This window comes from Rhodoferax sp. GW821-FHT10B06, assembly GCF_059415605.1.
Genome location: NZ_JBWKNO010000005.1, coordinates 157,360 through 170,401, shown reverse-complemented (window position 1 = coordinate 170,401; position 13,042 = coordinate 157,360). Strand labels below are relative to the sequence as shown.

The 13,042-nt window shown below is 60.9% G+C and carries 11 protein-coding genes; 5 read left to right on the top strand and 6 right to left on the bottom strand.

What is annotated here, in order from left to right; genetic code table 11:
* Positions 1-81 precede the first annotated feature (81 nt).
* Positions 82-1,566 (top strand): M20 family metallopeptidase, encoded by a 1,485-nt coding sequence (locus AC07O2_RS10245; protein ID WP_495075626.1) that lies wholly within the window; start codon positions 82-84, stop codon positions 1,564-1,566.
* Positions 1,567-1,635: 69 nt separating this feature from the next.
* On the opposite strand, the gene AC07O2_RS10240 is transcribed toward AC07O2_RS10245, so the two are convergent.
* The 3 genes from AC07O2_RS10240 to pyk form a co-directional block, all read right to left on the bottom strand.
* On the bottom strand, positions 1,636-2,157 hold the full coding sequence (locus tag AC07O2_RS10240; RefSeq protein ID WP_495075827.1) for a YidB family protein: 522 nt from the start codon (positions 2,155-2,157) through the stop codon (positions 1,636-1,638).
* Positions 2,158-2,202: 45 nt separating this feature from the next.
* On the bottom strand, positions 2,203-3,267 hold the full coding sequence (fba, locus tag AC07O2_RS10235) for a class II fructose-bisphosphate aldolase (RefSeq protein WP_495075625.1): 1,065 nt from the start codon (positions 3,265-3,267) through the stop codon (positions 2,203-2,205).
* Between the two features lie 280 nt (positions 3,268-3,547).
* The gene (gene pyk, locus AC07O2_RS10230; protein ID WP_495075624.1) at positions 3,548-4,981 is read right to left on the bottom strand and encodes a pyruvate kinase; all 1,434 of its coding nucleotides are present in this window, start codon (positions 4,979-4,981) and stop codon (positions 3,548-3,550) included.
* Positions 4,982-5,243: 262 nt separating this feature from the next.
* Between pyk and AC07O2_RS10225 the strand changes: the two genes are divergently transcribed.
* The gene (locus AC07O2_RS10225; RefSeq protein WP_495075623.1) at positions 5,244-6,371 is read left to right on the top strand and encodes a fatty acid desaturase; all 1,128 of its coding nucleotides are present in this window, start codon (positions 5,244-5,246) and stop codon (positions 6,369-6,371) included.
* Between the two features lie 112 nt (positions 6,372-6,483).
* Complete coding sequence (locus AC07O2_RS10220; protein ID WP_495075622.1) at positions 6,484-7,074, top strand: OmpW/AlkL family protein; 591 nt, start codon at positions 6,484-6,486, stop codon at positions 7,072-7,074.
* A 64-nt stretch (positions 7,075-7,138) separates the two neighbouring features.
* Here the strand turns inward: AC07O2_RS10220 and AC07O2_RS10215 are convergent, their stop codons facing one another.
* The 3 genes from AC07O2_RS10215 to AC07O2_RS10205 all read right to left on the bottom strand — a co-directional run bounded on the left by AC07O2_RS10215 (position 7,139) and on the right by AC07O2_RS10205 (position 11,505).
* On the bottom strand, positions 7,139-8,440 hold the full coding sequence (locus AC07O2_RS10215; RefSeq protein WP_495075621.1) for an ABC transporter ATP-binding protein: 1,302 nt from the start codon (positions 8,438-8,440) through the stop codon (positions 7,139-7,141).
* Positions 8,441-8,449: 9 nt separating this feature from the next.
* Positions 8,450-10,183 (bottom strand): ABC transporter permease, encoded by a 1,734-nt coding sequence (locus AC07O2_RS10210; protein ID WP_495075620.1) that lies wholly within the window; start codon positions 10,181-10,183, stop codon positions 8,450-8,452.
* Between the two features lie 131 nt (positions 10,184-10,314).
* Complete coding sequence (locus tag AC07O2_RS10205; protein WP_495075619.1) at positions 10,315-11,505, bottom strand: phosphoglycerate kinase; 1,191 nt, start codon at positions 11,503-11,505, stop codon at positions 10,315-10,317.
* 129 nt (positions 11,506-11,634) lie between these two features.
* Here AC07O2_RS10205 and AC07O2_RS10200 point away from each other — a divergent pair, with 129 nt between their 5' ends.
* Positions 11,635-12,228: an RNA polymerase sigma factor gene (locus AC07O2_RS10200; RefSeq protein ID WP_495075618.1), complete on the top strand. Its 594-nt coding sequence runs from the start codon at positions 11,635-11,637 to the stop codon at positions 12,226-12,228.
* Between the two features lie 20 nt (positions 12,229-12,248).
* Complete coding sequence (locus AC07O2_RS10195) at positions 12,249-13,031, top strand: anti-sigma factor (RefSeq protein ID WP_495075617.1); 783 nt, start codon at positions 12,249-12,251, stop codon at positions 13,029-13,031.
* The last annotated feature ends 11 nt before the right edge of the window (positions 13,032-13,042 follow it).

Sequence of the window (13,042 nt, the reverse complement as noted above, 5' to 3'; positions counted from 1 at the left end):
CCAACCGGGCAACAAGTGCCACGGCTGTGCTGGCGCTGGCATTGTGGTGCAATAAGGCTTTTGCTGCCTGCAGGAACTGCCATGAATGCCCGCGTCGCTCCTTCTACCCTCAATCCGGCACAGGCCCTGGCCCAGGTGAGCCAGCGCTGGGACGAAGCCATCGTGCCGCAACTAAGTGACTACATTGCGATTCCGGCAAAGTCACCGGCTTTCGATGCCGATTGGGCGGCCCACGGCCACCTGGAAACCGTGCTGCGCAATGCCGCCAGCTGGGTCGAAGCACAGAAGGTAGAAGGCCTGAAGCTGGAAATCATCCGCATGGAAGGTCGCACACCGGTGCTGTTCTTCGAAGTGGCCGCCAGCCAGACTGCAACACAACAAACTGTGTTGATGTATGGCCACCTGGACAAACAGCCCGAATTCAGCGGATGGCGCAACGACCTGGGGCCGTGGACGCCCAAATACGAAGACGGCAAACTGTACGGCCGGGGCGGTGCCGACGATGGCTACGCCATCTACGCCAGCATTGCTGCCGTGCAAGCGCTGAAAGAACAGAAGCTGCCGCACCCACGCATCGTGGGCTTGATCGAGACCTGCGAAGAAAGCGGCTCCTACGACCTGCTGCCCTATGTGGATGCGCTGCGTGCGCCCGACAACAACCGCCTGGGCGACGTGGCCCTGGTAATCTGCCTGGACTCGGGCGCCGGCAACTACGACCAGCTATGGCTGACCAGCAGCCTGCGCGGCATGGCCAGCGGCGTGCTGAAGGTGGAGGTGCTGACCGAAGGCATCCACTCCGGCGATGCCAGCGGTCTGGTGCCGTCCAGCTTTCGCATCATGCGCCAGGTGCTGGACCGGCTGGAAGACAGCGCCACCGGCCGCCTGCTGCCCGCCAGCTTCCACTGCGAAGTGCCTGCCGACCGGCTAGCCCAGGCCCAGGCCACCGCCGCGATCCTGGGCGATGAAATCTACAAGCGCTTCCCCTGGGCGCATTACGACTGCGGTGGCGCCACGACCTTCGCCCTGCCCACCACCACCGACCCGATGCAGGCCCTGCTGAACCGTACCTGGGCACCGACCCTGAGCGTGACCGGCGCCGAAGGTCTGCCAGAACTGAAGAACGCCGGCAATGTGCTGCGCCCCTACACCGCCTTCAAACTGTCGCTGCGTCTACCTCCGCTGGTCGATGCGCCGCAAGCCGTACAAGAACTGAAAACCCTTCTGGAAGACAACGCGCCTTACCAGGCACGTGTTACCTTCCACCCCGAAGGCGCCGCTACCGGCTGGAACGCGCCCAGCACCGCACCCTGGTTCGAACAGGCGCTACATGCAGCCTCGCAAGCCCAATTTGGCGCGCCCTGCGGCTACATAGGGCAGGGCGGCACGATACCGTTGATGAATATGCTGTCGCAAGGCTTTCCGACAGCCCAGATGATGGTTTGCGGCGTGCTGGGCCCAAAAAGCAATGCCCACGGCCCGAATGAGTTCCTGCACGTACCCTACGCCAAAAAGCTCACTGCAGCCGTAGCACAGGTGGTAACCAGCTTCGCAGCGCAAGCCGTATAAGCCGCCGTAGCAGCCTGCAGGTTTATATACAAAAAAGACCGCCAGCGCAGGTAATACCTGCGCGAGCAGTTATAGTTTTTGTAGCATTCCGCTCAACGCGCCCATCAGGTCACCGCTGTCGCCCAGCCCTTCTTGCGGAGCTTGGCCGGAGGGGGTGAGGTGGTCTACCAGACCTGGCAACACCTGGGCCAGCTGGCCGGCTGCCTCGGATGGATCCACACCCAACTTGGCCGCCAGACCAGACAGCGCATCCGAGCCCAGCACGCTGGAGAGTTGATCGGCCGAAATGGGCTGGTTCTGCCCGGTTCCGATCCACGAACCCACAACATCGCCCAAGCCGGCTTGTTGGAATTTCTCCACCAGGCCACCCAAGCCACCGAGCTGGCTGTTATTGCCCAGCATGCCGGTCACCGCCTGGATCAGTTGCGGGTTGCTGGCCAGCATGCCAATGATGCCGCCCAGCCCGCCGCCCTGGGGCTGTTGTTGCTGTTGGCCGTTGTTCAAAACCGCGCCGAGAACCGAGTCAAGTAAGCCCATGGTGTTTCCTTCGAAGGAGTTGAGTCTGCCTGCAACCGCAGCGGTCGCAGGCAGATTGTCGGCGATACAGCCTTCTGCGTCCCCGGGCTACAGGGTGCTTCAGTGCACCACTTGGGCCAGGCGTCCCTCGGCGTAGTGGCTGGCCACCACCACCAAATTGTCGCCCTTGATGCTGGCGGCTTGACCTTCGCAGCCGAACTCCAGGTAACGCTGCTTGCACAGCTGCTTGGCGGCTTCGCGTGCGGGTTTAAGGTAGTCGCGCGGATCGAACTTGTCGGGGTTTTGTGTGAAGTACTTGCGGATGGCCGCCGTCATGGCCAGGCGCACATCGGTGTCAATATTGATCTTGCGTACGCCGTACTTGATGGCTTCCTGGATCTCCTCCACCGGTACGCCATAGGTTTCCTTCATGTCGCCGCCGTGTTCGCGGATGATGGCCAGGAACTCCTGCGGCACGCTGGAGCTGCCGTGCATCACTAGGTGGGTGTTGGGAATACGGCGGTGGATTTCCTTGATGCGCGAGATCGCCAGAATGTCGCCCGTAGGCTTACGGGTGAACTTGTAGGCGCCATGGCTGGTACCGATGGCGATCGCCAGGGCATCGATCTGGGTGCGCTTGACGAAGTCTGCGGCCTGCTCAGGGTCGGTCAGCAGCTGGTCCATGGTCATGGTGGCATCGGTGCCGTGGCCGTCTTCCTTGTCGCCCTTCATGGTTTCCAGCGAGCCCAGGCAGCCGAGCTCGCCTTCCACGGTCACGCCCACCTTGTGGGCCATGGCGGCCACCTTGGCGGTAACTTCCACGTTGTAGTCGTAGCTGGCGATGGTTTTACCGTCGGCATGCAAAGAGCCATCCATCATCACCGAGCTGAAACCCAGGTTGATCGCGCCCTGGCACACGTCAGGGCTTTGGCCGTGGTCCTGGTGCATGACCAGAGGAATGTGCGGCCAGGTTTCCAGCGCCGCCTGAATCAGATGCTTGATGAAGGGCTCACCCGCATATTTACGCGCACCCGCGCTGGCTTGCAGAATGACGGGAGCACCCACTTCGTCCGCAGCCGACATCACGGCCTGGACTTGCTCCAGATTGTTGACATTGAAAGCCGGAATGCCATAGCCGTTTTCGGCGGCATGGTCCAACAATTCACGCATAGAGACGAGTGCCATAGGGTGCTTCCAGAGAGTTAAGAATCAGGACAAGGCGGCCAATCGAGGCTGGTACGGATACCAATTTCTCCGTAACCGCTTGGTAACTCTGTTAATTTTAGCCTTGCCCCTGCGCCAAAGGATTCGCAAAACACGGGCCAACCCTGGCAAACACCCGATTTTTTCATTTTGAAACAACAGTTTTACAGCCGAACTAAACCTGCTGGTGCCTGGAAACACAAACGCCCGCATGAAGCGGGCGTTGGACCGGGTTAAAACCCGGCGGCAGGGCGGGAGAGGTTTAGCCGACCTGGCAGATCTTCAGCATATTGGTGCCGCCAGGAGCACCCATGGGTTCGCCGCAAGTAATGGCGTAAATGTCGCCGCGCTGTACGATGCCGCGCTGCGTCAAATGGCGTTCCGCCTGGCCCAACGCCGTGTCACGGTCGCTACTGGCGTCCATCAGCAAAGGCACCACATTGCGGTACAGGCACATCTTGCGCTGGGTGGCCAAGCGCGGCGTCAGGGCATAGATAGGCACGTGGATACTGTGGCGGCTCATCCACAAGGCGGTAGAGCCGCTATCGGTCATGGCAACAATCGCCTTTGCACCCAGATGCTGCGCGGTGAACAATGCGCCCATGGCGATGGACTGGTCGATGCGTTCAAAAATCTTGCCCTTGAAGTCGGCTTCCAGCTCGCCATATTCGGCCTTTTCGGCTTCGTGGCAGATATTGGCCATTTCCAGCACGGTTTCCAGCGGGAATTTGCCGGCCGCGGTTTCCGCGCTGAGCATCACCGCATCGGTGCCGTCCAGCACCGCATTGGCCACATCGCTGACCTCGGCACGGGTGGGCACGGGGTTGGTGATCATGCTTTCCATCATCTGGGTGGCGGTAATCACCACCTTGTCGCTGGCACGTGCCATACGGATCATGCGTTTTTGCAGCGCTGGCACGGCGGCATTGCCCACTTCCACAGCCAAGTCGCCGCGCGCCACCATGATGCCGTCGCTGGCATCCAGAATTGATTGCAGCAGCGGAATAGCTTCGGCACGCTCGATCTTGGCGATCATGCCGGGTTTGTGGCGGTATTCGGCAGCAGCCACATTGCACAACTGGCGCGCCATTTCCATGTCGGTCGCGTTCTTGGGGAAGCTGACGGCCACGTAATCGGCCTGGAAAGACATCGCGGTCTTGATGTCTTCCATGTCCTTGGAAGTCAGCGCCGGCGCGGTCAGTCCGCCGCCTTTTTTGTTGATGCCCTTGTTGTTGGACAGCTCACCGCCGAGGTTCACCACCGTGTGCACGGCTTCACCGCGCACAAACTCCACGGTCATGACGATCAGACCGTCGTTCAGCAGCAGTACGTCGCCAGACTTCACCTCGCGTGGCAACTCTTTGTAATCCAGGCCTACGCCATTGATGTCACCGGGCTCGGCGCGCGCAGCGTCCAGCACGAATTTCTGACCGGGCTCCAGCATCACCTTGCCTTCGGCGAACTTGGCAACGCGGATCTTTGGACCTTGCAGGTCGGCCATGATGGCCACTTCGACGCCCGCGCGCTTGGCGGCCTCACGCACCATCATGGCGCGATCGATATGGTCTTGTGCCTTGCCATGGCTGAAATTCAGCCGCACAACGTTCACGCCTGCACGGATCAGTTGCTCCAGGATTTCCGGGCTGTTCGAGGCTGGGCCCAAGGTGGCAACGATTTTGGTAGCAAGGCGGGGCATGGGATAAGTCTCCGGATATGTAATTTAGTTTCGATTTTTACATGAAACAAGTTACCAAAAGGTTACAGCCTGAGCCCCCGTCAGCGGGCACTCAGCTATTGCCATTCGGCTCGCTCAAATTGGGCGCATCAACTCTATTGCACACAGTATTGATCCTGGTCAGAGGCATTTCATCCCGCGCGGTTAGCATCATGGCACGCAACTTTTGCGTGTGCCGCCGCCACTACGTGCCGCGTGTAGATTCCTGACCCGTGTTTTCCCTATGACCTCTTCCATCCACAGTACGCCCCTCCTTCCGAGTCCGCTCCCTCCGGGCGAGCCACTGCCGCACCGCAAAGTCATACGCTCCTGGCTGATTCCACTCTCCCAGCGTACAACCCTGAGGGCCTTGTTCCTGCTCGCGCTGGACTACGCCTTGCTCGCGGTGGCACTCAGTGCCACCGTGCTGCTGGCATCGCCCTGGCTGAAGCTGCTGTGCGGTCTGGCAGCAGGTTTCGTGATTGGGCGTCTGTTCATCATCGGCCACGATGGCTGCCATCAAAGCCTGACGCCCCACCGCCGCCTGAACAAATGGCTGGGGCGCATTGCCTTCCTGCCGTCGCTGACGGCCTATAGCTTGTGGGATGTAGGCCACAACGTGGTGCACCACGGCTTCACCAACCTCAAGGGCGTGGACTTCGTCTGGGCACCGCTGACACCCGAGGAATACCAGGCCTTGTCGCCCCGGCAGCGCTTCATGCAGCGCATCTACCGCAGCGGCTGGGCACCGGGCCTCTACTACATCGTGGAGATATGGTGGCGCCGCATGTTCTTTCCTAGCAAGTCCAGCATGGGCACGCAGCGCACCATCTTCACCTGGGATTGCGTGCTGATTTCCAGCTTTGGACTGCTGTGGCTGGCAGCCATTGCCACGGCCGCACTGGTGACGCAGCAATCACTGGCCCTGCTCATTGCTACCGGCTTTGTCGTACCACTGCTGTTCTGGTTCTCCATGATCGGCTTTGTGGTCTATGTGCACCACACCCACACCAAGGTGTCTTGGCATGGCGACCGCGCCACCTGGGCCAAGGCACAGCCTTTCGTATCGACCACAGTGCACCTCACCTTCTCGTTCCAAATTGGCGCACTGATGCACCACATCATGGAGCACACGGCCCACCACGTGGACATGAGCATTCCGCTGTACCGCTTGAAAGAAGCCCAGAGAACGCTGGAAGAGCTGCTGCCGGGACGCATCATCATCCAGGCGTTCTCCTGGCGCTGGTACTTTCAAACCGCCCGCAGCTGCAAGCTATATGACCTGACGCGCAATTGCTGGACCGATTTTGCCGGTAACTCCACCAGCACCCCACGCCACGCCACGCCCCGACCTGAATGGGCCCACATTTGATATAGCGCAAGCAGGGCTCGCAGCCATTTTGACCGGGCGCAAAGTGGCCAGCGATAACCTCTTTTGTAATCAGGGCTGGGAATATCCCCGCTACCGTGATCGAAAGAAAATCATGAAAAAAACCCTGCTTGCTGCCGCCCTGTGTGCCATGGTTTCGGCCTCGGCTTTTGCCCAATCCGCAACCGAGGGACCTTGGCTGGTACGTGCACGTGCCGTGTACCTTCAAAGCAGCAACGGCGACAGCACACCGCTCTCGCTGAGCATCAATGACAAATGGCTGCCCGAAGTAGACATCAGCTACTTCTTCACACCCCAGATAGCCGCCGAGCTGGTGCTGACTGTTCCACAAAAGCAAACCCTGAGTGCCGGCAACACCGAGATTGGCAGCTTCAAACACCTGCCGCCCACACTGACGCTGCAGTACCACTTCAACACCGCAGGCTTCAAACCTTATGTGGGTGCGGGCCTCAACTACACCCGCATCAGCGCAGTCAATCTTCCAGCCGGCGTCGATGTGGATCGCAACAGCTTTGGCCCCGCCCTGCAAGCGGGTGTGGACATCCCGCTGGCCAAAAATCTGTATTTGAACTTTGACGTGAAAAAGGTCTACATCCGCACCGATGTGAGTGCCGGCGGCGCCAAGCTAGGCACCTTCAAAATTGATCCGGTTCTGTACGGCGTCGGTCTGGGCTGGCGCTTCTAAGCCCCCATGAAAAAGCGCCTATCAGGCGCTTTTTTCTTGACAGAAAAGCCTGCCGCGCCGCAGCTCAATCCTCGGACTGCTCTGGCAAGGTCAATCGACCCGTGTGGTAGTCATAGCTGTAGACCTCGCCATAACGTCCCCATTCGATGGCTACCTCCAGCACGCGCTTGGCCTTGTCGGCCTCCATGAACTCCTCCAGCAGATCCAGGAAGCGCTTTTCGGTCAAGCTTCCAGAGGGCTCGTCTTCCAGGCTGCGCCGGATATGCGCCGCCAAAGGCACGTGGGTCAGCAACTGCTGGCCGAAAATTTCCTGCTTTTGGGCTTGGTCTGCCTCCACATAGTTGCGCCCCAGCGCGGTCAGCATGATGTCGCCCTTGTCCACATGGGCCAAACCCAGCATGCCCAAGGCCTCGTAGGTGGGGAACAGCTCTTCGTCGGCCAGCTCGGATTCCTCGGCCAATTGCGGCAAGTCGGCATGGCCGTCAAACGGTGTATCGGCCAGCAAGTCCAGCACCCCTTCGATGCGGGTAATGTCGGTTTCCGGCAAGCGATAGCCCAGGTGCAAGGTGGTCGGCATGCCAGGCGCCACTTCTTGTGCCGGACGCATGGTCATCAGGCCATAAACCTCGTCGATCAAGGCTCGGACTTCGACCCCGTCCACATCGCGCGGGCGCGGCAAATCAATCTTCACCTCGACACGGATACGGCCCGGGTCGCTGGACAGGATGATGACGCGGTCGGCCATCATCACAGCCTCTTCGATATTGTGCGAAACAATCAAAATGCCCTTGGTCGGGATCTTGTCGCCGTCCCACAACTCCAGCATGTCGTTGCGCAGGGTCTCGCCGGTCAATACATCCAGGGCAGAAAAGGCTTCGTCCATCAACAGTATGTCGGGGTTGGTCACCAGCGCGCGCGCAATCCCCACGCGCTGCTTCATGCCGCCAGACAGCTCGCGCGGCAAGGCACCACCAAAACCGGCCAAGCCGATCATTTCCAGCACCGCATCGGCACGCTTTGCACGTTCGTCGGGCGCCACGCCCTGGGCCTCCAGACCCAGCTCCACGTTCTGCTGCACCGTCAGCCAGGGAAACAGCGCAAACGACTGGAAAACCATGGCGATGCCCGCCACCGGGCCATAAATGGGCTTCTGGCGGTAGCTGACCTGGCCGTGGTCGGCCGGAATCAGGCCGGCCATGATACGCAGCAGAGTCGATTTTCCCGAGCCGGATTTGCCGAGCAAGGCGACAATTTCGCCCTCGGCCAGCTGGAAATCCACCCTGTCCAGTACCGTGCGGGCCGTGCCGTCAGCAGCCTGGAATGACTTGGCGACACCGCCCAGTTCAATGAGTAGGTTCTTGCCCATCTTGGCTCCTCAGCGGCTGCGGTCTTCGGCCAGCAAGTACAGCTTGCGCCAGAAGAAACGGTTTAAAAACATCACAAAAATACACATCACGCCAATGCCCAGCGCAATGCGGTGGAAATCGCCGGCATCGGTCATTTGCTTGATATAACTGCCCAGGCCATCGGCTACCAGCGTGGTCTTGCCCCAGGTGACGTACTCGGCCACGATGCTGGCATTCCAGGAGCCACCACTGGCGGTAATGGCACCCGTAAGGTAGCTGGGGAACACGGCGGGCAGGTAGATACGCTTCCACTTCAGCCAGCCCTTGACGCCCAGGTTGTCTGCCGCCAACCGCAGTTCATTAGGAATGGTTGCCGCGCCGGCCACCACGTTGAACAAGATGTACCACTGGGTACCAAACACCATCAAGGGGCTGAGCCAGATATTCGGATTCAAGCGCAGCGTCACCAGTACGAACACCACCAGCGGAAACATCAGGTTCACCGGAAATGCCGCCAAAAACTGCGCCACCGCCTGCACCCGCTGCGAATACTGGGGCCGCAAACCGATCCACACGGCGACTGGCACCCATACGACGGAAGCCAAAGCGATCAACAGCATGACCCGCAACAAGGTAATGCAGCCCAAGACCACCACATGGCCGGCCTCACCCCAACCCACATCGCTGTGCACAAACACCACCAGACGGTACACCGCCAGCAAGGCAACCAGCAGCAACACGCCATCCCAAATACGCGGCCACAGCGGGTTCTGGACCCGAGGCCGCGCATCAACCGCCGTGCCATCATGGCGCACACTGAACCAGCCCAGCGCACGGCGCAGCAAGCTCCAGCCTGCGGCGCTCAGCGCGCTCATCCAGCGGCTGCGGCGCATCCAGTCCAGCAGCCAGGATTGCTGCGCGGTGTCGCCTTGAGATTCTTCAAAACGGAACTTGTCGGCCCAGGCCAATAAAGGCCGAAAGAACAGCTGGTCGTACAACAGAATGCCCGCCAGCATCGCCCCAATCGCCCAGGCAATAGCCCAGCCGTTTTCTGCCTCGATGGCCACCGCAATATAAGAGCCTATACCAGGCAGCTTGATATCCTGGTTGGCCACCGAAATGGCTTCGGCCGCCACCAGAAAAAACCACCCCCCAGACATGGACATCATCATGTTCCACAACAGCCCCGGCATGGCAAACGGCAACTCCAGACGCCAGAAGCGCTGCCAGCCCGACAGCCGGAATACCCGCGCCGCCTCCTTGAGTTCTTCGGGCACGGTGCGGATCGACTGGTACAGGCTGAACGCCATATTCCAGGCCTGCGAGGTGAAGATGGCGAAAATCGCCGCACATTCCACACCCAGCAGGCTGCCCGGGAAAAGCGCGATAAAAGGCGCAATCGCAATCGCCTGAAAGCCCAGAATCGGCACCGACTGCAGAATGTCCAGGATAGGGATCATGGCCTTCTCGGCCGTACGGTACTTGGCGGCTATCGCGGCGAAGACAAAGCTGAACAGCAGCGAAAAGCCCAGCGCAATGAACATGCGCAGGATCGTGCGCAGCAGGTAATAAGGCAGATAGGCCGGGTCCAGCGAGATTTCCAGCGCTTCGCCCATCGCAAAAGGGCGAGCCATCTGCGATGCACCAAACGCCAGCGCCAGCAGAATGGCCAGCACCAGTGGCAGCAACGCCAGGTCCCAGCGGTTGGGTTTTTTCGCGAACACATTGCCGCCACGCGCCTGCAGATGAAAAAGCTCAAACATGTCTAGCAATCCCTCAGCGCGGGAAGTCAAGTTTCAGTGTATGGCGAGCGAGTAGAACACCACCATGTGTCCGCATTGTGAAACTCCACCCCGGTATTCAAAAATACCGAGGCGGTTGGCGCATGCGCAGATCAGGCTGCGCGTTTTTGCAGGATTTCGAAGGCCGGCAAAGTTTTGCCTTCCAGGATCTCCAGGAAAGCGCCGCCGCCGGTGGAGATGTAACCCACCTGCTTTTCAATGCCGTATTTGGCGATAGCGGCCAGGGTATCTCCACCGCCTGCTATAGAAAACGCAGCGCTTTCAGCGATCGCACGGGCGATGGTTTCGGTGCCATGGGCAAATGCGTCGAACTCGAACACGCCCACCGGACCGTTCCAGACGATGGTGCCCGCAGCCTTCAGCTGGGTCGCCAGGGCGGCTGCGGTTTGGGGGCCAATGTCCAGGATCAGGTCGTCATCTGCCACATCGGTCGCGGCTTTCACCGTAGCCACGGCGTCAGCGGAGAAGGCCTTGGCCGTCACTACATCGACCGGGATCGGCACAGCGGCGCCACGGGCCTTCATGGACTCGATCACGGCCTTGGCCTGGTCCACCAGATCGGGTTCGGCCAACGACTTGCCGATCTTCAGGCCGGCGGCCAGCATGAAGGTGTTGGCGATACCGCCGCCCACGATCAACTGGTCGACCTTTTCAGACAGGCTCTTCAGAATGGTCAGCTTGGTCGACACCTTGGAGCCCGCCACAATGGCCGCCAACGGACGTTGGGGATGGGCCAGGGCCTTGGTGATGGCGTCGATTTCCGCAGCCAGCAGCGGGCCGGCGCTGGCGATCTTGGCGTATTCGGCGATGCCGTAGGTCGTACCCTCGGCACGGTGGGCAGTGCCGAAGGCGTCATTCACGAAGATGTCGCACAGGGCGGCCATCTTCTTCGCCAACTCGGGGCTGTTCTTCTTTTCGCCGACGTTGACGCGGCAGTTCTCCAGCAGCACCACCTGGCCGGGGGCGACCGTGACACCGTCCACCCAGTTGGCCAGCAGCGGCACTTCACGGCCCAGCAGCTCACCCAGGCGCTTGGCCACCGGAGCCAGCGAGTCCTCGGGTTTGAACGCACCTTCGGTGGGACGTCCCAGATGCGAGGTCACCATCACCGCAGCACCGGCAGTCAGCGCCATCTGGATGCAGGGCACGGAAGCACGGATGCGGGTGTCTTCGGTGATGGCCCCGCTATCGTCCTGCGGCACGTTCAGGTCGGCACGGATGAAAACACGTTGGCCAGAGGCTTTGCCTTGGGCGCAGAGATCGGAGAAACGGATGACGTTCATGGCAGTGCTGGGTTGGTTGTGAAAAAAGTCGCGTGGCGCATTCTAAAAGCCTGCCTGCATCCAATATGCAATTTGCCGCGTATCCACCGCTAGACTGCATCCAGCATTTCCGCCTGACACTGTCGCCCCATGAACGCCACTGCCCTGTCCCATTCAACCAACCCGGACCATGCTTTGATGGCCTTGCTGGACCGCATCGCCGCCCAGGATGCGCCCGCGCTCAAGGAGCTGTACGAGCACACCTCGTCCAAGCTCTACGGGCTGGCTATGCGGGTCGTGGGCAAACGGGAATGGGCCGAGGACGTGCTGCAAGAGGCGTATATGACCATCTGGCGCTCGGCCGGCAGCTACCGGGCGTCGCTGAGCCCACCGCTGGCCTGGATGGGCCTGATCGTGCGCAGCCGTGGACTGGACTTTTTGCGCCGCCGCACGGCAGACCGCAGCAACATCACCCAGGAGCTGGACGAGGTCCTAACCGACACGCTGGACAGCGACAGCCCCAACCCCATGGACACAGCCCAGGCCAGCCAGCAGGCCTGGGCATTGCACCAGTGCATGACCCGGCTGGACAAGCGCCAACGCGAGCTGGTCAGCCTAGCCTATCTGCGCGACCTCAGCCACAGCGAACTGGCGGAGCAGTTGCGCCTGCCGCTGGGCTCGGTGAAGAGCTGGATACGCCGCGGATTGGAACAACTGCGCGTGTGCATGGCACGTTTTGCCTGAGTTGCCCTGAGAACTGGACCATGCATCTTCCCCAACACCCCGAACTTCTGGACCGCCTGGCGGCCAGCTACGCCCTGGGCACCCTGCGCGGAGGCGCGCGCCGCCGCTTTGAAACCCTGGCGCGCGAGCAGGCACCCGTGCGCGCCGCCGCGCTGATCTGGCAGTCCCGCCTGGGCAGTGTGGCCGAACTCCAGCAGCAGGCTCCACCGGCAGCCGCCGTCTGGACGCGCATAGACAATCTGCTGCGCGCCGAACAGGAGCAACAAGCCATGCGGAACGCTCGCATCCCCGCCACAACGCCAACCGGCCCCGGCGGCTGGCTGCGCAATCTGCTGCTCTGGCGCGGCGCCACTTTTGCCGGGGTTGCTGCAGCGGCGGTGGCCGTAGTGGTGGGTCTGAACCAGCAGCAACACCTGACCGACCAGATCGCATCCCTACAGACGCAAATACAGTCCGCACCGCAAATCGAGTACGTGGCGGTACTGCAAGACAACGCCGCAGCCGCATCCATGCTGGTGACCTTCGACCCCAAAAACCACAAGCTGGTGTTGCAACGCGTGGGCAACTTCCAGGAAGCCGGCGACAAATCTCTTCAGCTGTGGGCTCTGCCACCGGCGGGCAGCCCGCGCTCCTTGGGCGTACTGGGGCGCGACAAGCTGCTGCAGCTCACGGCCGGCGAGGGCGATGTAAAGGAAATCCCCACCCTGGCCATCAGCCTGGAGCCCAAGGGCGGTGTACCAGGACAGGGGGGGCCCACCGGCCCCGTGCTATTCAAAGGGTCATTGATTCAGAAGGTGATGTAGCACCGCTGGTG

What these genes read in the sequence shown, in the direction of transcription:
- AC07O2_RS10245 (WP_495075626.1), top strand. Translation starts at nt 82, where the DNA reads ATGAATGCCCGCGTCGCTCCTTCTACCCTCAATCCGGCACAGGCCCTG.
- fba (WP_495075625.1), bottom strand. Translation starts at nt 3,267, where the DNA reads ATGGCACTCGTCTCTATGCGTGAATTGTTGGACCATGCCGCCGAAAAC.
- pyk (WP_495075624.1), bottom strand. Translation starts at nt 4,981, where the DNA reads ATGCCCCGCCTTGCTACCAAAATCGTTGCCACCTTGGGCCCAGCCTCG.
- AC07O2_RS10225 (WP_495075623.1), top strand. Translation starts at nt 5,244, where the DNA reads ATGACCTCTTCCATCCACAGTACGCCCCTCCTTCCGAGTCCGCTCCCT.
- AC07O2_RS10220 (WP_495075622.1), top strand. Translation starts at nt 6,484, where the DNA reads ATGAAAAAAACCCTGCTTGCTGCCGCCCTGTGTGCCATGGTTTCGGCC.
- AC07O2_RS10215 (WP_495075621.1), bottom strand. Translation starts at nt 8,440, where the DNA reads ATGGGCAAGAACCTACTCATTGAACTGGGCGGTGTCGCCAAGTCATTC.
- AC07O2_RS10210 (WP_495075620.1), bottom strand. Translation starts at nt 10,183, where the DNA reads ATGTTTGAGCTTTTTCATCTGCAGGCGCGTGGCGGCAATGTGTTCGCG.
- AC07O2_RS10205 (WP_495075619.1), bottom strand. Translation starts at nt 11,505, where the DNA reads ATGAACGTCATCCGTTTCTCCGATCTCTGCGCCCAAGGCAAAGCCTCT.
- AC07O2_RS10200 (WP_495075618.1), top strand. Translation starts at nt 11,635, where the DNA reads ATGAACGCCACTGCCCTGTCCCATTCAACCAACCCGGACCATGCTTTG.
- AC07O2_RS10195 (WP_495075617.1), top strand. Translation starts at nt 12,249, where the DNA reads ATGCATCTTCCCCAACACCCCGAACTTCTGGACCGCCTGGCGGCCAGC.